The sequence below is a fragment of the Vibrio chanodichtyis genome (assembly GCF_028863985.1).
GTDB classification, from domain to species: Bacteria; Pseudomonadota; Gammaproteobacteria; order Enterobacterales; family Vibrionaceae; genus Vibrio; species Vibrio chanodichtyis.
The window spans coordinates 190115-212967 of the sequence record NZ_JARBFT010000004.1 but is presented as its reverse complement, the minus strand read 5'-3'; the positions used below and the strand labels follow the sequence as shown (position 1 = coordinate 212967).

Below are 22853 nucleotides of genomic sequence, written 5' to 3'. Positions count from 1 at the left end.
ATTGAGTCATGTTTTATTCCTGTTATTATTTTAACGCATCCAAAGAAGCCACATCGTTCACCGCAGCTCCTTCAAGGGTTTTGACAATACGTTTAGTCAGACCAGTCAATACCTTACCTGGTCCCATCTCAAGCAGTTTTTCGACCCCCTGAGCGCTGATTTGTTCCACACACTCGGTCCAACGTACTGGGCTGTAGAGCTGGCGAACCAGTGCCAACTTAATCTTAGCCGGATCGGTTTCGGCAATCACATCCACGTTATTGATGACGGGAATTTGTGGCGCATTGAATTCAAGCTCTGCTAAAGTTTTTGCCAATTCATCGGCAGCAGGCTTCATCAGCGCGCAATGTGATGGCACAGAAACCGGCAGTGGCAACGCACGCTTAGCGCCCGCTTCCTTACACAGAGCTCCAGCACGCTCTACCGCATCTTTTTGACCAGCGATCACCACTTGGCCTGGTGAGTTAAAGTTGACCGGAGAAACCACTTCACCTTGCGCTGCATCAGCACAAGCTTTGGCAATGGCTTGATCATCTAAGCCAATAATTGCATACATCGCACCAGTACCAGCAGGCACCGCTTGTTGCATCAATTGTCCACGCAGCTCAACCAGCTTGATCGCTTGTTTAAAATCGATCACTCCTGCACAGACTAATGCCGAATATTCACCTAAGCTGTGACCAGCCAATACCGCCGGTTGTGGTAATTCTAGTTGTTGCCATACACGCCAAATCGCCACCGAAGCCGCAAGCAGAGCTGGCTGAGTGCGAAAAGTTTGGTTGAGATCTTCGATCGGTCCATCTTGCACCAGAGCCCATAGATCGTAACCCAACACTTCAGACGCTTGTGCGAAAGTCTGTTTTACCACCTCATATTGCTGTGCAAGATCAGCCAGCATCCCAACCGCTTGCGAGCCCTGACCTGGGAATACGATAGCAAACTTACTCATAACTCTTTCCTTTATCTCATAATGGATAAGGAGCCTTACGACTCCTTAAAATCAACATTGATTGTGGATTTAGAATTTCACCAGCGCCGAGCCCCAAGTGAAACCGCCACCAAACGCTTCGAGCAATAGAGTTTGCCCGCGCTGAATACGCCCATCACGTACCGCTTCATCCAATGCCGTTGGCACTGTCGCTGCCGACGTATTGCCGTGGCGGTCTAGCGTGACCACCACTTGATCTAATGACATAGCCAGTTTTTTCGCTGTCGCCGAGATAATCCGATAGTTAGCCTGATGGGGAACCAACCAATCCAGCTCTGATTTATCCATGTTATTGGCTTGCAGCGTATCGACCACCAATTTAGACAGTTGTGTCACTGCCACTTTGAATACTTCGTTACCCGCCATGTGCAGCCATTTATCACTGCTGCCACCACGTTCAGGCACTTCAAGGCTCAATAAATCACCAAATTGACCATCGGCGTGGATATGCGTTGAAAGAATACCTGGCTCATTGCTGGCTCCAACCACTACGGCACCTGCGCCATCACCAAACAAAATAACCGTGGAGCGATCGGTCGGATCACAAGTTTTGGACAGTGCATCCGCACCGATCACCAAAATATTTTTACATGCCCCAGATTTAACCTGTTGATCGGCAATCGAGAGCGCGTACATAAAACCAGAGCAAGCGGCCGCCAAATCAAATGCAGGGCAACCTTTAATATCCAGCTTACCTTGCACTTGACAAGCAGCGGAGGGGAAAGCGTGACTCGCACTGGTGGTGGCAACGATAATCATATCAATATCATTTTTATCGATACCGGCCATTGCTATCGCATTTTGTGCCGCATAGAAAGCCATATCGGCCACCGTTTCATTGTCAGCGGCAATGCGACGTTCGCGGATACCAGTACGAGCAACAATCCACTCATCACTGGTCTCTACCATTTTCTCTAAATCTGCGTTAGTACGCACCTGAGATGGCAAGTAGCTGCCAGTACCTAAAATTTTGCTATACATGAAGACTAATAATGCCTCTCGAGTAAAACCGCTTCCAAACGATCGCTTATACGGCTGGGTACTTGTCGTTTCACCTCATGCACCGCCTCACAAATTGCATTGACAACAGCGGATACATCAGCACTTCCATGACTCTTAATGACAATGCCGCGCAATCCTAGCAAACTTGCGCCGTTATACTGGTCGGGGTTCAGGGTTTTTAATTCAGTAAAGAGCTCAGAAAACAGTTTTCTTGCAATCCAACCCTTTATGGATGAGGCTAAAAGCGATTTTTTTAACTTATCGATAAAGAGTTGCGCTGTTCCTTCACACGCTTTAAGGCAGACATTTCCCACAAAGCCATCGCACACTATCACATCTGCGCTATTGGTTAATAGCTGATTGCCCTCAATATAACCAATGAAATTGATCTCTTGGGTTTGGGTCAGCATCTCCGCGCAGCGCTTAACCAGGTCATTACCTTTAATCTCTTCTGCGCCGATATTTAAAATGGCAACTCTAGGTGCGTGGCGTAAATGTTGCTCAGCTAGCGCCGCTCCCATCACCGCAAATTGGAACAAAGAATCCGCATCACTCGACACATTGGCACCGAGATCCAGCATCCAAGTTTTACCGCCGGATACCGTAGGTAAAGCAGAAACCAACGCCGGACGATCAATACCAGGTAACAGTTTAAGACGAAAACGGGATAGCGCCATCAGGGCACCGGTGTTACCACCACTGACACAAGCATCCGCCTGGTTATCGGCAACCAGATCAATCGCCATACCCATGGAACTACCAGCACTATTGCGTAATGCCAACGAAGGTTTTTCAGAGTTAGAGATAACTCGGTCACTGTGCACAATACTTAAACGAGCATTGGCAGAATAACCAAGTAGGGAGAGTTGTTGAGCGATCTGATGTTGATCACCCACTAAGATCACTTTTAGCTCTGGGAAATGTGACAGTGCCTGCACGGCGGCAGGCACTGTAACGCGTGGACCGAAGTCCCCGCCCATTGCATCAAGTGCAACGGTTAAATTTTGCAAAGGTCAACCTTACTTGTTGATAACCTTTTTACCACGGTAGTAACCTTCAGCAGTTACATTGTGGCGTAGGTGAGTTTCACCTGAAGTTGCGTCTACAGATAGCGCTGCAGCAGTTAGCGCATCGTGTGAACGACGCATACCACGTCTTGAACGTGTTTTACGGTTTTGTTGTACGGCCATTGACCCTACTCCTATGTTAAGAATGCTTAGCGAATTACTTCTTCAAGCTTTTTAAAACATCGAATGGATTCGGTTTCTCTTCCAAAACTTCTTCTGGAAGTTCACCAAACACCAAATTGTCTGAATCAACGCTACAATCCGCTTCGTCATGCATTGCAACTTGAGGCAAATTTAAGATGAACTCGTCTTCAACTAACTGAACTAGGTTAACCTCACCAAACTCGTTTAGATCTACCAAATCATACTCGTCTGGGGCGTCTTCTTCACTTTTACGCCCTAAATAAGGGGTATAAGTAAAGTCAACTTCACACTCATGTGCGAAAACCTCGTTACAGCGCTGACACTCTAAATCAACTTCGATGTTAGCTTTACCAGAGATAACAACGAGTTGCTGTTCATCAATCTCAAATGACAATGAAACTTCAGCGTCGCGTTTAACGCCTGCGACTGACTCCTCTAAGCGCTTGAACAGACTGATTTGGATGATGCCATCAAAATCTAATCTCTTCTGAGCCGCTTTAGCTGGATCAACCGTTCGCGGTATTTTTACCTTTTGCATAGGGCGCGAATATTATCTTCCAAAACAGGTTTAGTCAAAGAAAAAGGCAAAAAACTTAGTTTTTTTTCCCTTTCCACAGAGAGCATTATGAACAGCGCATTAGGATACGTTATGCTGCTGTCAAACACGCGATGATTGTAAAGTAAAATGCAAAATTACCAACTAGTTTTAGCTTCCACCTCACCATTTCGCCAACAAATTCTGACCAAACTCAAGCTACCTTTTGTTAGTGCGAAACCCGATTGTGATGAAACGCCTTTAATCGGTGAAAGCCCAATCCAATTGGTGATGCGTTTAGCCGAACACAAAGCACGCAGCTGTTTTTTGCCTGAACCGAGTTTAGTGATTGGCTCCGATCAGGTGTGCGTGATTGACGGTCAAATCATCGGCAAACCCTTAACCATAGAAAAGGCGGTGGAGCAACTGTCACGACAAAGTGGCAAAGCGATCACCTTTTATACTGGACTCGCCCTTTTTAATAACCAAACCCAGAAAATTCAGGTGGTTTACGATACGTTTACGGTTCATTTTCGAACCTTGTCTGAATCAATGATCCGCAACTATGTGGCGGTCGAGCGACCACTGGAGTGTGCTGGCAGTTTTAAGAGTGAAGGACTAGGCATTGCCCTGTTTGAGCGATTAGAAGGTGATGACCCCAATTCGCTGATTGGTCTGCCGCTGATTAAATTGATTAATCTGCTTGAACAAGAAGGGGTTAATGTGATTTAAACCGTGGATGACTCACAGCGCGATAAATCGCCCTGTGAGTCCACGTGAATACCGCGCATCAATTTATGAGTTAGGGTTATTCCTTACAGCTCTGGCGATGATTGAGCTTGGCGCAGTTGGTTTAGCGCTTGCTCAAGGTTTGCCGTTAATGGCGCGTGAATATCTAGCTTCTGCTCGCTGGCTGGATGAACAAACTGAATGTTCGCCGCATGCAAGAACAGCCGTTCAATCCCAAACTTGGCCGTGTAAGCATCAAAACGGCGATCGCCATAGCGATCATCCCACGCAATTGGATGCCCCATATATTGGGTATGGACACGGATTTGGTGCGTGCGCCCAGTTACGGGACTCGCTTGCACTAAGGTCGCTTCACTAAACTGCTCAACAATGCGAAATCGCGTTTCCGAAGGTTTACCGTTTGGATTGACACGCACGATACTGTTGACTTCATTTTTTAGTAACGGCGCATTTACGACCCGGCACTCCGGATCCCAGCGCCCCATCACTAGTGCATAGTAGTATTTCTGCACCGTTTTTTCGCGAAACTGAGCTTGCAAATGACGCAGTGCGGAACGCTTTTTGGCCACCAGCAAAATTCCCGAGGTATCTCGGTCAATCCGGTGCACCAGTTCAAGAAAACGCGCTTGCGGACGTAAAGCACGTAATGCTTCAATCGCACCAAAATGTAAACCGCTGCCACCGTGTACCGCGGTCCCCGAAGGCTTATTGAGGATCAACAAATGTTCATCTTCATAGACAATGCAGTGTTCTAATTCTGCCACTTTATTGAGTTTGGTATTCGGCGCTGCTGGCTGATCCTCTTTCACTTCTAGCGTGACAGGTGGCACGCGCACTACATCGCCGGCGGCCAGTTTGTATTCCGCTTTAACGCGCTTTTTATTCACGCGCACCTCACCCTTACGCAGAATGCGATAAACTACGCTTTTAGGGATGCTTTTTAATTGGTTGCGCAAAAAATTATCAATGCGCTGACCTGCCATATCTTCATCAATATCGATGAGCTGGACTTGAGTTCTAATTTCATTCATGGCGTTATTCTATCTGGAATCACGCTAAAATCACATTTTCTTAGCAACAAAAATTTATTTTCATTAGATCTTCACGCGATGGCAGCACCATTTCAATAAATTAGCACAAATATTGCGCGTTAAATTACTGGTAGAGATAGTGATAAGTCATTTTTCACACTTATTTCCAGCATTGGACAATAGGTTATTCCCTACTCTTTTTTAATCTCCTGCAAATAATTCACACTAGCTTGGAAAGCTGATTGCTGACTTTAGCTGTCACTGCTATAGTTCACAGCTGCAAGAGCTGAACTGGTAGCATTTTGTTATTTACTGTTCAATTTCTAGCAAGTTAGTGAGTAGTGAGTTGAAAAATTGAGTGCAGCACATGGCGTAAGACACCGAATTTGAGACTTTTTGTTGCTCTACTCGTCGCCTTTCATGTTGAGTACTTTCCGCCTTTATTGCGGTTTACAGGCTATTGCTAGCTTGTGAATACTGATGTGCCCTAGAGCATCCCCTCCAGCCGGGAGGCTGTATCGAAAAAGCCATGGGATCTGGCACCGTGAAAACGAAACACAGCAACAAAAACAAGAATCAAAACTATATAAGAACATGAGATTTTTAAATGAAGAGAATGCTAATTAACGCAACTCAAAAAGAAGAGTTGCGTGTCGCGTTGGTTGATGGCCAACGTCTGTTCGATCTGGATATTGAAAGCCCAGGACACGAATCGAAAAAAGCCAATATCTACAAAGGCCGCATTACCCGTATTGAACCCAGTCTTGAAGCTGCATTTGTTGACTACGGTGCTGAACGACACGGTTTCCTCCCTCTTAAAGAAATTGCGCGTGAATACTTCCCTAGCGGTTATAGCTACCAAGGTCGTCCTAACATCAAAGATGTTTTGAACGAAGGCCAAGAAGTGATCGTACAGATCGAAAAAGAGGAGCGCGGTAGTAAAGGCGCAGCTCTGACCACCTTTATTTCGCTGGCAGGTAGCTATCTGGTACTGATGCCGAATAACCCTCGTGCGGGCGGTATTTCTCGTCGCATTGAAGGTGATGAGCGTACCGAGTTAAAATCCGCACTCAGTTCACTGGAATTGCCACAAGGTATGGGCCTTATTGTTCGTACCGCCGGTGTTGGTAAAAGTGCAGAAGAGCTGGAGTGGGACTTAAACGTACTACTTAAACACTGGAGTGCGATTAAACAGGCTTCGGATTCCAACCCAGCACCATTCCTGATCCATCAAGAAAGCAACGTGATTGTTCGTGCAATCCGTGATTACTTGCGCCGTGACATCGGTGAAATTCTGATCGACAGTACCAGCATCTACGAACGTGCTCTTGAGCATATTCGCTTAGTGCGCCCTGACTTTGTCAATCGTGTCAAAAAATACGAAGGCGAAGTGCCACTGTTTAGCCATTTCCAAATCGAAAGCCAGATTGAATCGGCGTTCCAACGTGAAGTTCGTCTGCCTTCTGGTGGCTCTATTGTCATCGATCCAACCGAAGCATTGACCTCGATTGATATCAACTCCGCTCGCGCGACCAAAGGCGGCGATATTGAAGAGACTGCGCTCAATACCAACTTGGAAGCCGCGGAAGAGATTGCACGTCAATTACGACTGCGTGACCTCGGTGGTCTGGTGGTGATCGATTTCATTGATATGACTCCAGTTCGCCATCAACGTGAAGTTGAAAACCGTCTGCGTGAAGCGGTGCGTGTTGATCGTGCTCGTGTACAAATCGGCCGTATTTCTCGCTTTGGTTTATTGGAGATGTCTCGTCAGCGACTAAGCCCATCTTTGGCCGAAGCTAGCCACCACATCTGTCCTCGTTGTACTGGTACCGGCGTGATTCGTGACAATGAATCATTAGCGCTATCAGTGCTGCGTTTGATTGAAGAAGAAGCCCTGAAAGACAATACCTCGCAGGTTCTTGCCGTGGTGCCGGTCTCGATTGCCTCTTATTTGTTGAACGAAAAACGTCGCTCAGTGAATCATATTGAGAAAAATCAAGATGTTCGTATCACTATCGTGCCGAATTCAGAGATGGAAACCCCGCACTTTGACGTGATCCGCGTGCGTGACGGTGAAGAGCAAGACATCCTGTCTTACTTGATCCCGAAAAAGCTTGAAGCGATGAAAGAAGCGGAAGGCAAAGAGACACCAGATGTCGAACTTAAGCCAAAACGCATTGAAGAGCCGGTACTAAAAGGCTTCGCAGAACCTGCCGAAGCCATACCCGCTCCAGCACCAAAAGCCAAAGCTGAACCACAACCTGCGAAAACGGCAGCGCCGACTCAACCTGGCTTGTTCAGCCGTTTGTTTACCGCATTAGCGAACCTGTTCTCGCCAGCGCCAGCAGTGGAAACAGCAGCAACACCTGCGGCAACCAACAATCAGCAAGATAAACCGCGCCGTGAACGCAACGAGCGTAACAATGACCGTCGTCGTAACCCTCGCGATAGAAACCGTCGTCGCACCAATGAGGAAAACAGCGATCGCAATGAGAAAGAGGCGACCAACCATAATCGCAAGCCACAAGATCGCAAACCAAAGCCAGAACGTAATGAGCGCGTAGAAACCGAACGTGCAGAGCGACAAGATCGCCGTAACAAACGCGATGACAGCAAGAGCGCTAAACTGCTTGAGCAAGGTCGCCAACTGGCCGCGGAAGCACAGCAAGAAGTCAAAGTTGCAGAGCCAAAAGAAGAAAAAGTAGCGGTAGTTAAAGAGCGTCGTCAGCGTCGCAAACTGCCAAAACAGATCCGCGTTAAAGATCAAGTGGCGAATGAAGAGCTGGATCCTTTGTCAGCAATGAGCACTAGTGAGTCGCTTGAAGCTGCAGAATCGCATACTCTGCCAGCAGTAGAAGACGTTACTGACTCAAATCAAGATGATCAAAAACAACGTCGCAATCGCCGTTCACCACGCCACTTGCGTGCAAGTGGTCAACGTCGCCGCCGTGGTCGTGATCGTCGCCCTAACCCATTCCGTCTGCGCAAAGGGGGTGTTGCATCACCAGAAATGGCGATGGGTAAAGTGATGCCGCGTTATGATTTAGCGCCACGTCCACAATCTCGCCATGATGTTGTAACTGTAACTGAGCAACCAGTAGAGCAAATGGATCAGGTGATTGTCGATCAAAATATAGCCGTAGCAACAGCACCAACTCTTGGTGGTTTTGCTTGCCCTGAAATGAGTATGGGTAAAGTGATCCTACGCCGCGAACCAGTGGTATCCGCCACCCCTATCGCACAACAGCCAGTAGTGATCGCAGAACCTGTCGTTGAAACAGTTGCTGAAACGGTTGTTTCAACTCGCGAGCAAGACGTAGTGGCTGCACCAATCGCGGTTGAAGTTTCATCTTCAGCTACGATTGATGCGGCACCAGCTGCCGTGGCACCAACCGTGGTTGAAGCCGTAGCAGTAACCGAACAACCGACTGAACCATTAAAAGTTGTGAAAGTTGCTAAGGTCAGCCACCAACCGCGTCGTGCGAAAGCTGTGATTGAACAGCCAAGCGCTTCGTCACCGATGACTAAAGCGTCCGGCTCAAATGAGATCCGTGAAGTGCAGGTTAACCCAGCACCATTCCGTGCTGAGCGTTATTCCGCACGTGGTGCTGGTAGTCAAGCCGCGCGTAGTCAAGCAAGCGCCGCAATGACAAAGCCACTAAGCTAATTAACCAATACCGACCACAAGGGCTGCATTCGCAGCCCTTTTTTTATGTGCATTTTTTATATTTGCATCTTAGTCCCGTAATTTACGCACACCATGCTGTGGCATTTGAGATTGACTAAAACCATCAAGTGAGAGTTAGAGGGATGTGCGATGGAATATACCCAAACAACTTGAAGATGCAGGTAGGCGGTAAACGACCTGTACCACTACACACAAAACCTCTGAGCATAGATCAACTCTGTGATGAGGTTTGTAGAGTGCTAGTCAACACCGCTACAACGTCAAGTAGGATGGGTATATCATCGGGCTGGAAAATGACTTGTGCTGAAAGGTAAACAGCCGAGCGACATAGGCAACAAAAGACAAGATAAGCCGATCTTGGGCGAACTTGAGCAACCGATGAGAATACAATGAGCCTTGAACTCCGATTCACTCGGTAAAGTCATTAAGACGCTTCCCCGTCAATCGCCTAATATTCTACTATGCTGGTTAACGGCAAGGCACTGGCGAAACACATACCAGCTAGCAAGAGTATTAAAAATCTGTATTGCTCACTTGGAACTTCAAATGCTCACCAGCCACTACGTCAATCATTGGCCAAGACAGCTACCTATTCACCGTTCAGTGGCGAATTGAATATTCTATCTCGGTGTGACGTTTGTCGGTGAACACCAATCAATCGCCCATAAAAAAACCCTCCATCAGGAGGGTTTGATATTTGTTTCGTGCTAGCGAAAACCAATCACATTATTTTTTTGCTTTTGGCGCTACTTTCGCTGCTTCTTGATCCGCTTTCTTTACGATAACGGTGGTACCTTCGAAAGTTTGACCTTCAACGAAAGGCTTACCGTAGAAAGAAGCCAGCAGAACTTCTTTCAGTTCAGCAATCAGTGGGTAACGTGGGTTTGCACCAGTACATTGGTCATCAAACGCTTCAACCGCTAATCCATCAACTTTCGCAAGGAAATCAGCTTCGTTTACGCCAGCGGCTTGGATAGACATTGGAATATCCAGGTTCGCTTTCAGCTCATCCAACCAAGCTAGCAGACGCTCAATTTTCTGTGCAGTACGGTCACCCGCTTGGCTCAGACCTAAATGGTCAGCCACTTCTGCATAACGACGACGTGCTTGTGGACGGTCGTATTGAGAGAATGCAGTTTGTTTAGTTGGGTTGTCGTTCGCGTTGTAACGTACTACGTTAGCAATCAGCAGCGCGTTCGCCAAGCCGTGTGGCAGGTGGAACTCAGCACCGATTTTGTGCGCCATTGAGTGACATACACCCAAGAATGCGTTAGCAAATGCGATACCAGCAATCGTTGCCGCGTTGTGTACTTTTTCACGAGCGATTGGATCTTTCGCGCCGTTTGCGTAGCTAGAAGGTAGGTATTCTTTCAGCATCTTAAGTGCTTGCAGAGCCTGACCATCCGAGTATTCGTTCGCAAGAACAGATACGTAAGCTTCTAGCGCGTGAGTTACTGCATCGTAACCACCGAAAGCGGTCAGCGACTTAGGCATATTCATCACTAGGTTCGCATCTACGATCGCCATTTGAGGAGTCAGTTCGTAGTCTGCCAGTGGGTACTTAGCACCAGTTTTGTCGTCAGTAACAACCGCAAATGGCGTAACTTCTGAACCTGTACCTGAAGTGGTAGTGATACATACCAATTCTGCTTTTTGACCCATTTTCGGGAACTTGTAGATACGTTTACGGATATCCATAAAGCGCATTGCTAGCTCTGCGAAATGCGTTTCTGGGTGCTCGTACATTACCCACATGATCTTCGCAGCATCCATTGGTGAACCACCACCTAGAGCTAGGATCACATCTGGTTGGAAGCTTTGCATTGCTGCAGCGCCTTTCTCTACTACAGATAGCGTTGGATCCGCTTCTACTTCGAAGAATGTTTGCACTTCCATACCTTGCGCTTTCAGCAGGGCAACCACGTCATCAGCATAACCGTTGTTGAATAGGAAACGGTCTGTTACTAGGAATGCGCGTTTTTTACCTTCTAGGTCGCTCAGTGCGATTGGAAGGCTACCACGACGGAAGTAGATAGACTTAGGTAGTTTGTGCCACAACATGTTTTCAGCTCGCTTCGCAACAGTTTTCTTGTTGATTAGGTGCTTAGGACCTACGTTCTCAGAAATTGAGTTACCCCCCCAAGAACCACAACCCAGAGTCAGAGACGGTGCAACGTTGAAGTTGTACAGGTCACCGATACCACCGTGAGTGGTTGGGATGTTGATCAGGATACGGGCAGTTTTCAGTTTGTCACCGAAGTAACGAATACGATCTGCGTTTACATCTTGATCAGTGTACAGGCCTGAAGTGTGACCGATACCGCCGATTTCAACCATAGTTACCGCTTGAGCAACAGCGTCTTCGAAGTTGTCAGCACGGAATAGACCTAGAGTTGGAGACAGTTTTTCATGAGCGAATTCATCGTCATAAGAGACTTTACCCAGACCTTCACCAACCAGTACTTTGGTATCCGCAGGTACTTTCACGCCAGCCATTTCAGCGATAGCTGCTGCTGGTTGACCTACGATTTTCGCGTTCAGAGCACCATCGATCAGCAGAACTTTACGCACTTTGTCAGCGTCAGCTTTGCTTAATACATGAGCTTTATGTGTTGCGAAACGCTCTTTCACTTCTTCGTACACTTCGCTCACAACGATAGCCGCTTGCTCAGAAGCACACACTACACCGTTGTCGAAAGTTTTTGACATCAGGATAGAGGCAACCGCACGTTTGATATCTGCAGTTTCATCGATAACCACAGGAACGTTACCCGCACCTACACCGATCGCTGGTTTACCAGAAGAGTATGCTGCTTTCACCATGCCTGGGCCACCGGTCGCAAGGATCAGTGCAATGCCATCATGCTTCATTAGCGCGTTAGATAGCTCAACTGATGGTTGATCGATCCAGCCGATGATATCTTTCGGTGCACCCGCTGCGATTGCTGCATCCAGAACCAGTTTCGCTGCTGCGTTGGTTGAATTTTTTGCACGTGGGTGTGGAGAGAAGATGATGCCGTTACGAGTCTTCAGAGAAATCAGTGATTTGAAGATTGCGGTTGAAGTTGGGTTAGTGGTTGGAACGATACCACAGATGATGCCTACTGGCTCAGCGATGGTCATGGTACCAAGGTTGTCATCTTCTTCTAAGATGCCACAGGTTTTTTCATCTTTGTATTTGTTGTAGATAAACTCAGAAGCAAAGTGGTTTTTGATTACTTTATCTTCAACAATACCCATGCCCGATTCTTCTACCGCCATTTGTGCTAGCGGGATACGCGCTTGGTTTGCTGCCAATGATGCTGCGCGGAAAATTTTGTCTACTTGTTCTTGTGAGAAAGTAGCAAATTCTGCTTGTGCCGCTTTAACGCGAGCAACCAGAGCATCAAGTTCAGCCAGATTAGTAACAGGCATAATGAATCTCCTAAAATAAAAAAATGTTAAAAACTCTTTAGTAAGTCTGCGTAACTGGTTTTCACCTTACCGTAAAGGTTTAACTGACAACCAACTTAGTAAATTGCTTTCACGGCTGAGTATAATATTTCAGACTGTGAAAAAAATTGACTCAGATCAGTTATGAAAAATTAATTACCTCACAAGAGGTAGCTGCCAGAACAAACCAAGCATAACACATTGAATTAAATATAATTAAACCGAAAAAAGCGACTGGTCAAAAAAATATCACTTAAATTCTAACGTGCTAAAAAAACTACATATCTTGTAAAAAAGTTTCATTTTTATACGCCAACACCACTTCTGGGAGGGAGATGACGTGCTAGTCAGAGTATAGAGATTATGCCGACAACCACCAGATCTCGAGTGTTTTTTACAAAAAAACACCCAATTAATGACATGTAGAAACAATTACCATCGTTCACATGGGAAAGCAGAGGGCTCTTTACCTTGGCAGCATGAGTCATCAATTAGTTTTTCTCACCCAATAATCCGTGGCGACCCAATTTTTTTCATTCGTTCTTTTGCTATCTTTGACTTACATTACCTACGCTTCTTTAGGTCCCTTTGATGGTTACGAGACTTCATCATGCAAAGCTTTGAAATTGCTATTTTTCTTCAATTCTTCCTTGGCTTAGTTGCTGCGGTAAATCCGGTTGGCATCATGCCCGTTTTCGTTTCTCTCACCAGTCATATGACATTGGAAGAGAAAAATAAAACCGCCGCCACCGCCAATATTGCGGTCGCGATTATCCTGACCATTGCGTTACTCGCCGGCCAGATGTTGTTGGATCTGTTTAGTATTTCCCTTGATTCTTTCCGAATCGCGGGTGGATTACTGCTGATGAGCATCGCTTTTTCGATGATGAGCGGTAAGCTCGGTGAAGATAAACAAAATAAGCAAGAGAAATCGGAATACATCAGCCGCGAGCAAATTGCGGTGGTACCACTTGCCATGCCACTGATGGCTGGCCCAGGCGCGATCAGCTCAACCATCGTATATGGGTCTCGCTATCCCACTATGCTAGATACGGTCGGCATTATTTTGACCATTGTCGCGTTTAGTTTTTGCTCTTGGTTACTGTTTCGCTCCGCGCCTTATATTGTCAGACTACTGGGCCAGACTGGGATCAACGTCATTACCCGGATCATGGGCCTAATCCTAGGTGCGCTGGGGGTTGAGTTTATCGCCAATGGATTACGTAACTTATTCCCAGGCTTAGCGTTATAAACCGATCCATCCTTACCCCACACCAAATCCTCCGTAAAAAAAGAATGCCATAAAAAAAGCGCCTAACGGCGCTTTTTAGTCTTCAGGGATAAATATGGCACGCCGTTAAGCCGCCTTTTCAGCCAAAATAATACGTAACGTACGGCGCAGTGGCTCAGCAGCACCCCACAGTAATTGGTCACCCACTGTGAAAGCATTGAGGAAATCATCGCCCATGCTCATTTTACGTAAACGACCAACTGGCACAGAGAGCGTACCAGTCACTTTGGCTGGCGTCAGCTCACGAGCGGTGATGTCACGCTCATTAGCGATGACTTTCACCCAATCGTTATGCGTAGCAATCATCTCTTCAATTTCATCCAGTGGAACATTCTGTTTGAGTTTGATCGTCAATGCCTGAGAATGGCAACGCATCGCTCCAATGCGCACGCAAGTGCCGTCAATCGGTACTGGAGCGTGTTGTAAACCAAGAATTTTGTTGGCTTCAACTCCCGCTTTCCACTCTTCTTTGCTCTGGCCATTATCACGTTTAACATCAATCCAAGGGATCAGCGAGCCGGCCAAAGGCGCACCAAAATTATCGGTCGGGAAAGCGCTCGAACGCATAGTGTCGGCCACTTTTTGATCAATATCCAAAATCGAACTGGCCGGATTGGCGAGCTCAGAGCTAACCGCATCATTAATCACGCCCATCTGCGAAATTAATTCACGCATATTTTGCGCGCCAGCACCAGAAGCCGCTTGATAAGTCATCGCACTCATCCACTCGACTAAGCCGCGTTCATATAAGCCACCTAATGCCATTAGCATCAAGCTCACGGTACAGTTACCACCAACAAAGGTTTTGGTGCCGTGGTCAATACCATGCAAAATCTGTTTTAGGTTAACCGGATCTAAGGTAATGATTGCTTCTTTATCCATACGCAACGTAGAAGCGGCATCAATCCAATAACCTTTCCAACCGGCTTGACGCAAGGCTGGATACACTTTTTCGGTATAGCTGCCACCTTGGCAAGTAATGATCGCATCAAGCTGTTTGAGACTTTCAATATCAAACGCATCTTGTAGCATTCCTGCGTCTTTACCAAAATTTGGTGCAGGGATACCAATTTGCGATGTGCTGAAAAAAACGGGCTCAATCAGATCAAAATCGCGCTCTTCTACCATGCGTTGCATCAAAACTGAGCCGACCATGCCACGCCAACCTACTAAACCTACTCTCATTTCCTATACTCTCCGTGTAGATCCAATGTCAAATTACTGGCTTCATCTATAAGTGGTTCAGTCTTAAATCTCAAGCGTTTCTTAGTAAATCAGTGAACTTTTTCCTATCCTTCCTTGCTACTTATCGCACTTTCGATACTCGATGCCTTAAAAGAAGCATTTTTGGTCAAATTAGAGCATTAACGTCAATTTTTACCAAAAAACAACTTACTGTTACACAATAAAACCACTCTACAAAACATTTACTTTCATTAATGGCGCAAAATAACAACAGCAAACACCACAAATTAACCATTTGGACGATATAAATCACAACAAGAAGCTTTAATGTCGATATATTATTTTAACTACGGTAAAGTGCCCGCCGACTCAATAAGGACACCCTGACTCCTTACTAACGATTGGATAAGAGGCTCTTACTATGTTACAAGCCCCACAACGCCTACCAAGCTTAACCCAAGTGATCATCGCGCTTGGCTTATTTTTGTTGCTCGCGTTTTCATTTACTGCGCAGTTAGATTTACCTATCCAGCTTGCGCTGTACATCGGCTGGTTTATTGTCATGACCTTAGGCATCCGCTTAGGTCATAAATATAAAGAATTAGAGGCCGCCGCCTTAAATGGTATTGGCAATGGTTTAGGTGCAGTCCTGATCCTACTGGCGGTCGGTGCCCTAGTCGGTACCTGGATTGCTGGTGGCATTGTACCCACCATTATTTATTACGGCCTACAAGCGATCCACCCTTCGATCTTTTTACTGGCGACCATGGTGATTTGCTCGTTAACTGCTCTGGCTACCGGCACCTCATGGGGCGCCGCCGGTACTGCAGGTATCGCCATGATGGGGATCGGTCAAGGTCTTGGCATTCCAGCACCAATTACCGCAGGTGCGGTTCTGTCTGGCTGTTACTTTGGCGATAAGATGTCACCACTTTCCGATTCGGTGATCTTGGCTTCATCGATGTCGAATGTTGAAGTGATGGAACACATCAAAGGCATGCTGCCGATTGCGCTGATCAGCTATATCATTACCGGTATTTTGTTTACGCTGTTTGGTTTCCACTACGCTGGCAATGTTGATATGTCTCAAGTTGAGAGCGTGATTGTCGCGATGGAACAACAGTTCTACATCACCCCTTATTCGTTTGTACCCGTACTGATCGTGCTAAGTTTGCTTGCGATGCGCATGCCTTCTTTCCCAGTGATCAGTTTTGGTTCACTACTCGGTATTGTTTGGGCGGTGATGATCCAAGATGTCGATTTCCTAGCGGCGTTTAATACTGCATGGGCTCCCTACCATATCGAATCTGGCGTAAGCTTTATTGATGCGATCCTCAACCGTGGTGGCATGTCATCCATGCTCGGCTCGGTAGCGGTGATCGTCTTCGGTCTCGGTTTTGGCGGCCTGTTAGATAAAGTAGGTGTACTTGAAACCATCGCGAAACTGTTTGAACGTCGCGTAACCAGTGCCGGCTCATTGGCCACCAGCACGATTGGCACTGCGTTTATGGGTAACGTATTTGGTTCTGCAATGTATGTTTCGCTGATCCTGACCCCTAAAATTTGTGCCAAAAACTATGATCGGCTTGGCTACCAACGCAAAAACCTCTCTCGTAATGCGGAGTTCGGCGGCACGTTAACTTCAGGGATGGTGCCTTGGAGTGATAATGGTATCTATATGGCGAGTATTTTGGGAGTGGCTACCCTCTCCTACGCGCCATTTATGTGGCTAAGCTTTGTGTGCATTATCGTTACGATCGTGACCTCTTACTGCGGATGGTTTGTGGATAAATGTGAACCCACAGCATCTGCGGACCTGTCACCGACTGATGCGCCTGAAACAGTGAGCACGGCGGCGTAACGAGACCTTGCTGCAAAACAAGCATCATCCTTACGGATGACAAAAAAGAGCGCTTGCAAGCGCTCTTTTTTTTTACCTATTCGACTAGCGATATCAGTCGATCGAATTGCGGGGCTAGCACGGCATGCTTGCCACCGCAAATATCCGATTAGCGTAGACGCGTCAGTTGGTCACGCAGATTGGGCGGTGTCCCTTTGATGGTCAAAGTGTCGGTTTCTGGATCGTAGAACACCCGCTCACCAAGTAACACACTATCAAAGCTGAGATTTAAGCCACCACCTGCACCAACATATTTGGTGAGTTTACGCACGGTTGAGCGATCCGCGGGGAAACTCTCTTCTAATTGATAGCCTTGCTCACGGGTAAAATCGAAAAAATTGATCCCTTCATGACTGGCTGGCAACTCACCAGAAAGTTCTTGCACCTTAACCTCATCACCAGCTTTGATTTGATCGTTACAGTATTCGTACACCTGCTTCTTATAACTGATCGTTTCCTCTTTTTCGAACTTGGCATCCGTACAGAAATCTTCTACCGCTTGCATCAATACTTGGTTTTGCTGCTTAGTATCCAAACCAATATCGGCTTGCAGAAAATCGAGGAAAAAATCGGCCACTTTGCGCCCAACTCGGCCTTTAATGTAACTCAGGTAACGCTTGGACTCTTGGTCCGTCTCATAGCTAGAGAGATCAATCCGCGCCACAATATCCATTTTATTGATATCCAGATAGTCGGTCGCGCTAATCTCTAGTCCCTCGGTGACTTTCAAACTTTGATTAAGCGGTAGCAAACCAATAAACAGATAATCGGTGGCCAAAGATTGATATTCCGCCATGACTAAAATGCCTTCATCAGCGAAAGGGTATTTGGCTAGCTCATTTTTCAGACGCTGCGCGCTTTGCTGTGAAAAAGGGTAAAAGGGTAAGCTGCCACGACGCATCTCTTGCAACCAAAGCTGAAACTCACTGTCTGATTTAAAGCAACCGAAACCTTTACCTGCTTTGGCATTAAAAATACGATGTAACTCCGCCACCAAATTTTCGGTGGACGCATCATTAGGCAAAGATTCAGCGCGATAATTGACCTCTAATTCATCGTTATCATTTTTACGCAGTTGGTGCAAAATCACGTTAGAAAGGAATAGGCTCATAGTGAAATAATCATCGTTGTGGTTTCAGTTGTCAGGCATACTAGGGTATCATAAGCCGCTTTTACTATCATCATCAGAGTCAATATGCCTATTACATCGAAATACAGTGACCAACACGTTGAAACCATTCTGACTGAAATTGCTGCGGTACTCGATAAACACCATGCATCGCCAGAGCTCACCTTAATGGTGGTGGGTAATGTTGCCACCAATATACTCAATCAAAATGTTGCCGCAGGGCAGCGTAAAATAATTGCAGAAAAATTCGCACAAGCATTAATCTCGTCTTTGCAAAGCTAAATGACCCATTTAACCTATTAATAGAAAAAGCACATGGTAGACAGCGAAAATACATACGGTGATCGAGTTTCTCGTTTAGTTGGTTGGGGGCATTGGTTTGCCTTCTTTAATATCATCGCCGCTATCTTAATTGGTACGCGATACCTTTCCCAATCACCTTGGCCAGAAACCCTGCTTGGGCAACTCTATTTGACCCTATCGTGGATTGGCCATTTTGGTTTTCTGGTTTTCGCGCTCTACCTGCTCGTGCTTTTTCCTCTGACCTTTATCATTCCATCACGCAGCTTATTTCGTTTTCTCGCCGTTTGCTTCTCAACACTTGGCTTGACGGTACTATTGATTGACACTCAAGCGTACCAGATCATTAACCTGCATCTAAATCCGGTGGTTTGGGAGTTGCTATTTAGCGATGAAACCAGCAGCGTCAATGCCGATTTACAACATCTGTTTGTGGTTTTACCGCTGATCTTTTTACTTGAACTTGGCCTCTCTGAATGGGTATGGCGCAAGCAGCGCAAACTATCGCACAAGCGCATTGGACGCCCAATCGCTGGGGTGTTTTTTGTGAGTTTTATTGCTAGCCATCTAATTTATGTCTGGTCCGATGCCTATCTATATGCACCGGTGACCAGCCAACGGGCTAACTTCCCACTCTCCTATCCGATGACGGCCAAATCGTTTATGGAAAAACACGGCTTACTTGATAGAGAAGAGTACACTAAGCGACTGGCGGAGCAGAGTAACGAGATCGATGTACTGGCTTATCCATTGGAGCCGTTAGAGTTTAATCGTCGCGCCAATAACCTCAACGTGCTGATCGTGAGCATTAACAATCTGCGCGCGGATGCCTTAACCCCAGATCTGATGCCAACCGCTTATCAATTTGCCAACCAAAACCTCAACTTTACCAACCACTACAGTTCCAGCAACGATATGTTTGGGGTCTTTGGTTTGTTCTATGGCTTACCTAGCACCTACGCAAGCAGTGTTCGTGTCCAAGGCAGTGCACCGCTATTTATTGATATCATGAGAAAAAATGATTATCAATTTGGGTTATTTAGTGGCAATGATTTTGCCGATCCTCTTTATCAAGAAACGCTATTTAGAACATTAAAGCGGGCCAAAATCGCAGTAGATAATCAGCATACCTTCGATCAACAAGTGGTAAACATGTGGGCAGAATGGCTACCTTCCGTTCAGAAAAAACCTTGGTTTAGCTATCTCGAATTGACCACGCTTGAAGAATTTTCCGATCTCACCGATGCGCCTGTACAGGGTTCCACCGAACAGCGCTTACGCGCAAGCTATAACCGCTCCGTGACCCAAGCTGACCAAGTCTTAAACCAGTTACTTGAGCAGCTCAATACGCTTGGCTTAGCCGAAAGCACCGTGATTGTGCTGACCTCTAACCACGGCACCGAATTTAACGAAACCAAAACCAATACTTGGGGTTCGGACAGCAACTACAGTCGCTATCAACTGCAAGTACCAATGGTGATCCACTGGCCAGGCAGAATTGCTGGTACCTACGCGCACCGCTCTAGCCATCTCGACTTCTCGGTTACTCTAATGCAAGATCTGCTTGGGGTTTCATCCAACCCGATAGATTACAGTAGTGGTAAAAATCTATTTAATGAAAGTAAGCGCAAATGGATCCTTGCGGGTGATGCCCGAGAGTTGGCTTTAATAACCGATCAAAACACCACCGTGATTGATAAGTTTGGCAATTTTAAAGTCTATGATAATGAATACCAGCGCCTAAAACAGACAACACCGACCCTACCGGTATTAATGCAAGGTTTGACTGAATTGCAGCGTTTTTACGCAAAAGACAATTAAATTCATTATTTTAAGCCAAGCTAGGCTTGACGCCTTACACAAAAGTTATTAGATTACGCGCATCGGACTGTAGCGCAGCTTGGTAGCGCACCGTCATGGGGTGTCGGGGGTCGGAGGTTCAAATCCTCTCAGTCCGACCATACACCTAAAGGGGAGTTTCTAAGAAACTCCCCTTTTCCGTTTTAATCAATGTACAAAATGACGCTTAGTGATAAAAATCGCAGCCAAGTGTACATAATTGCAGCAAACGGTTTATTGGGGGCTTTACAAGTGAGTATCAGCTCGATATTATGCCCGCACAAAAGGAGAGATGGCTGAGTGGTTGAAAGCACCGGTCTTGAAAACCGGCGATGGTTAATAGCTATCCTAGGGTTCAAATCCCTATCTCTCCGCCACATTCAAGCCCTTGATTTATCAAGGGCTTTTTTCGTTTTAAGACGATCAAATGTCACCTAATACAAATAGGTGATACATATGTGGTTATTTCAGCATCCTTCTAGCATCGACGATGCTCGCGTCAACTTCCCTTCTTCGCAACAGAATAATGCCCCTACTTCATCCCCAGCAGTTAATCCAATCAATTACGTTTTCTAGCTTGACGTTGATTCTTCGAAGTACGCCGTGTGCGTTTAAAAGTAGGCTTGCTGACCGCGGGTAAAGATTGTAATGCCGTAGGTATTGGCGCAATTTTAACTTGCTCGATCAATTGTTCAAGCCGATGCTGTAAGGTCTGCATAAAGGGTTGGTAAGCTTGGCCTTTCTCTGCGATAGCTTGCAGTTGATGCTCCCAATGCGCCGTCATATCTGGGTAAGTGGCTTCACTGGGTAATGCTTCAATCAAGCCCCGACCAGCGGGAGAGCTTTTAATCAGCTTACTATCACGCTGTAATAAGCCACGCTTAAATAAGGTATCGAGAATACCAGCACGGGTTGCTTCCGTGCCTAATCCATCGGTTTCACGGAGAATTTTCTTCAGATCTTGATCCGCGACAAAACGAGCAATCCCAGTCATCGCTTGCAACAGCGTTGCTTCAGTAAAATGACGAGGCGGCTCCGTTTGCTTTTGTTTGATCTCCCCCTCTCGACACTGCAGTACAGTCCCGATAGGCAGAGGTGGCACTTTATCTACACCCTCGACTTGCTCATCTTGACAACCGGTTAATGCTTTCCAGCCCGCACTGAGCAATTGACGCCCTTTGGCGATAAAAGTGCCACCAGCGATGTTAAACACTAACTTTGCCTCTGCGTACACGGCGGCTGGATAAAATTGCATTAAATATTGACGAGCAATCAGCTGATACACTTTCAACTCATAGCTAGACAACCGATTCAGCGCGGCCTGTTTTGGGGTGGGGATAATCGCATGATGAGCATCGACCTTACGGTCATTCCACGCTTTAGAACGCAACGATAAATCGGCCTGCTGTACAGCCGTTGTCAGCTCATGGGCATTATTGGCGATCGCCGCCACCACCTCTGCAGCTTGGGCCCAATGTTCATCAGGCAAATAACGGCAATCAGAGCGTGGATAAGTGATTAATTTATGTTTCTCATACAGTGCCTGACAAATATCCAACACTTGCTGCGCACTCATGTTATAACGCTTGGCTGCATCAATTTGCAGCGTCGAAAGTGAATAAGGCAGCGGAGCCGCTTGCTTGGTTTGCTGTTGCTCTGATCCGGTTACGCTGGCAGGTTGATGTGCGATGCGACTGGCGACATTCTCAACCAGCTTACGGTTGATCACTCGACTTTGCTCATCCTGCCACGGCAAACAAGCGTCACTCGGTTGCCAACGAGCACGGATATCAAACTGATCCGCAGCATTTTGATAAGGGATGAGCGCATCGAGTGTGAAATAGTCATGAGCGATAAAATTTTCGATCTCTTGATCACGCCTCACCACTAGACCCAGCACCGGTGTTTGCACCCGGCCAACAGAAAGCACCCCTTGATAGCCCGCTTTTTGCCCAAGCAGAGTATAGGCGCGCGACATATTCATGCCATATAGCCAATCGGCGCGTGAGCGGGCTAAGGCAGAAACCGAAAGCGGAATAAATTCACGATTACTGCGTAAATCCTGTAGAGCACGTTTTACTGCAGCAAGGTTCAAATCACTGATCAATAAGCGCTGTACCTGGGCTTTTTTATGCTGAGGCACTTTGCAGTAATCCAACACTTCATCAACTAACAGTTGTCCTTCACGGTCTGGATCGCCTGCATGAATAATTTGCGTCGCATCTTTAAGCAGTTTGCGTACAACGCTAAGCTGCTGAGCCGCCGATTTCCTAGGCCTTAATTGCCACTGCTGTGGAATAATCGGCAAATCGGCCATGTGCCATTTTTTATAACGTTCAGCATAAGCATCCGGTTCAACTTGCTCAAGCAGATGGCCAATACACCACGTCACAACATCACCATTCGCGCAACGAATACTGCCCGGCTGTTTTTGGTGTGGTTTAGGCAGAGCATCGGCAATGGCTCGCGCTAAGCTTGGTTTTTCAGCAATAAAGAGTCGACTCATGGTGGTCATTGATCAGATAAAATTAAGGCCACATTACTCAATGTGGCCTTATAAACGCAAGTA

The 22853-nt window shown here is 46.5% G+C and carries 16 protein-coding genes and 2 tRNA genes; 8 read left to right on the top strand and 10 right to left on the bottom strand.

What is annotated here, in order from left to right; all coding sequences use genetic code 11:
- Positions 1–25 precede the first annotated feature (25 nt).
- From fabD to yceD, 5 genes are all read right to left on the bottom strand, one after another.
- Positions 26–949: an ACP S-malonyltransferase gene (fabD, locus tag PUN32_RS06280; RefSeq protein ID WP_274722284.1), complete on the bottom strand. Its 924-nt coding sequence runs from the start codon at positions 947–949 to the stop codon at positions 26–28.
- Between the two features lie 69 nt (positions 950–1018).
- On the bottom strand, positions 1019–1969 hold the full coding sequence (locus PUN32_RS06275) for a beta-ketoacyl-ACP synthase III (protein WP_274722283.1): 951 nt from the start codon (positions 1967–1969) through the stop codon (positions 1019–1021).
- A 5-nt stretch (positions 1970–1974) separates the two neighbouring features.
- Positions 1975–3000: a phosphate acyltransferase PlsX gene (gene plsX / locus PUN32_RS06270; RefSeq protein WP_274722282.1), complete on the bottom strand. Its 1026-nt coding sequence runs from the start codon at positions 2998–3000 to the stop codon at positions 1975–1977.
- A gap of 9 nt (positions 3001–3009) precedes the next feature.
- Positions 3010–3180, bottom strand: a complete 171-nt coding sequence (gene rpmF, locus PUN32_RS06265) for a 50S ribosomal protein L32 (protein ID WP_000290732.1) — start codon at positions 3178–3180, stop codon at positions 3010–3012.
- 34 nt (positions 3181–3214) lie between these two features.
- Positions 3215–3739, bottom strand: coding sequence for a 23S rRNA accumulation protein YceD (gene yceD / locus PUN32_RS06260; RefSeq protein ID WP_166013295.1), 525 nt, complete (start codon positions 3737–3739; stop codon positions 3215–3217).
- Positions 3740–3886: 147 nt separating this feature from the next.
- On the opposite strand from yceD, the gene PUN32_RS06255 reads away from it, so the two are divergent.
- Positions 3887–4468 carry a Maf family protein gene (locus PUN32_RS06255; RefSeq protein ID WP_274722269.1) on the top strand — a complete coding sequence of 194 codons (582 nt, stop codon included), beginning with the start codon at positions 3887–3889 and terminating at the stop codon, positions 4466–4468.
- Between the two features lie 83 nt (positions 4469–4551).
- On the opposite strand, the gene rluC is transcribed toward PUN32_RS06255, so the two are convergent.
- Entirely contained in the window at positions 4552–5517 is a 966-nt protein-coding gene (gene rluC, locus PUN32_RS06250; RefSeq protein ID WP_274722268.1) for a 23S rRNA pseudouridine(955/2504/2580) synthase RluC, read from the bottom strand.
- Positions 5518–6124: 607 nt separating this feature from the next.
- Here rluC and rne point away from each other — a divergent pair.
- A complete protein-coding gene (gene rne, locus PUN32_RS06245; protein ID WP_274722267.1) occupies positions 6125–9187 on the top strand; it encodes a ribonuclease E in 3063 nt (1020 codons plus the stop codon).
- A 747-nt stretch (positions 9188–9934) separates the two neighbouring features.
- Here the strand turns inward: rne and adhE are convergent.
- A complete protein-coding gene (adhE, locus tag PUN32_RS06240; protein ID WP_274722266.1) occupies positions 9935–12622 on the bottom strand; it encodes a bifunctional acetaldehyde-CoA/alcohol dehydrogenase in 2688 nt (895 codons plus the stop codon).
- A gap of 628 nt (positions 12623–13250) precedes the next feature.
- Here adhE and PUN32_RS06235 point away from each other — a divergent pair.
- Entirely contained in the window at positions 13251–13892 is a 642-nt protein-coding gene (locus tag PUN32_RS06235) for a YchE family NAAT transporter (RefSeq protein WP_166013306.1), read from the top strand.
- A gap of 105 nt (positions 13893–13997) precedes the next feature.
- Here PUN32_RS06235 and asd read toward each other — a convergent pair whose 3' ends face one another.
- Positions 13998–15116: an aspartate-semialdehyde dehydrogenase gene (gene asd / locus PUN32_RS06230; protein WP_274722265.1), complete on the bottom strand. Its 1119-nt coding sequence runs from the start codon at positions 15114–15116 to the stop codon at positions 13998–14000.
- A gap of 421 nt (positions 15117–15537) precedes the next feature.
- Here asd and nhaC point away from each other — a divergent pair, with 421 nt between their 5' ends.
- Entirely contained in the window at positions 15538–16977 is a 1440-nt protein-coding gene (gene nhaC, locus PUN32_RS06225; RefSeq protein WP_274722264.1) for a Na+/H+ antiporter NhaC, read from the top strand.
- A gap of 148 nt (positions 16978–17125) precedes the next feature.
- Here nhaC and yejK read toward each other — a convergent pair whose 3' ends face one another.
- A complete protein-coding gene (gene yejK / locus PUN32_RS06220) occupies positions 17126–18127 on the bottom strand; it encodes a nucleoid-associated protein YejK (protein ID WP_274722263.1) in 1002 nt (333 codons plus the stop codon).
- Between the two features lie 84 nt (positions 18128–18211).
- On the opposite strand from yejK, the gene PUN32_RS06215 reads away from it, so the two are divergent.
- The 4 genes from PUN32_RS06215 to PUN32_RS06200 all read left to right on the top strand — a co-directional run bounded on the left by PUN32_RS06215 (position 18212) and on the right by PUN32_RS06200 (position 20661).
- Positions 18212–18427: a YejL family protein gene (locus tag PUN32_RS06215; RefSeq protein WP_166013310.1), complete on the top strand. Its 216-nt coding sequence runs from the start codon at positions 18212–18214 to the stop codon at positions 18425–18427.
- A 33-nt stretch (positions 18428–18460) separates the two neighbouring features.
- Positions 18461–20266, top strand: a complete 1806-nt coding sequence (locus PUN32_RS06210) for a DUF3413 domain-containing protein (RefSeq protein ID WP_274722262.1) — start codon at positions 18461–18463, stop codon at positions 20264–20266.
- Positions 20267–20329: 63 nt separating this feature from the next.
- A tRNA-Pro gene (locus tag PUN32_RS06205) sits at positions 20330–20406 on the top strand.
- A 164-nt stretch (positions 20407–20570) separates the two neighbouring features.
- A tRNA-Ser gene (locus tag PUN32_RS06200) sits at positions 20571–20661 on the top strand.
- Positions 20662–20843: 182 nt separating this feature from the next.
- On the opposite strand, the gene PUN32_RS06195 is transcribed toward PUN32_RS06200, so the two are convergent.
- Positions 20844–22790, bottom strand: coding sequence for a DNA topoisomerase III (locus PUN32_RS06195; RefSeq protein ID WP_274722261.1), 1947 nt, complete (start codon positions 22788–22790; stop codon positions 20844–20846).
- Positions 22791–22853: the final 63 nt, after the last annotated feature.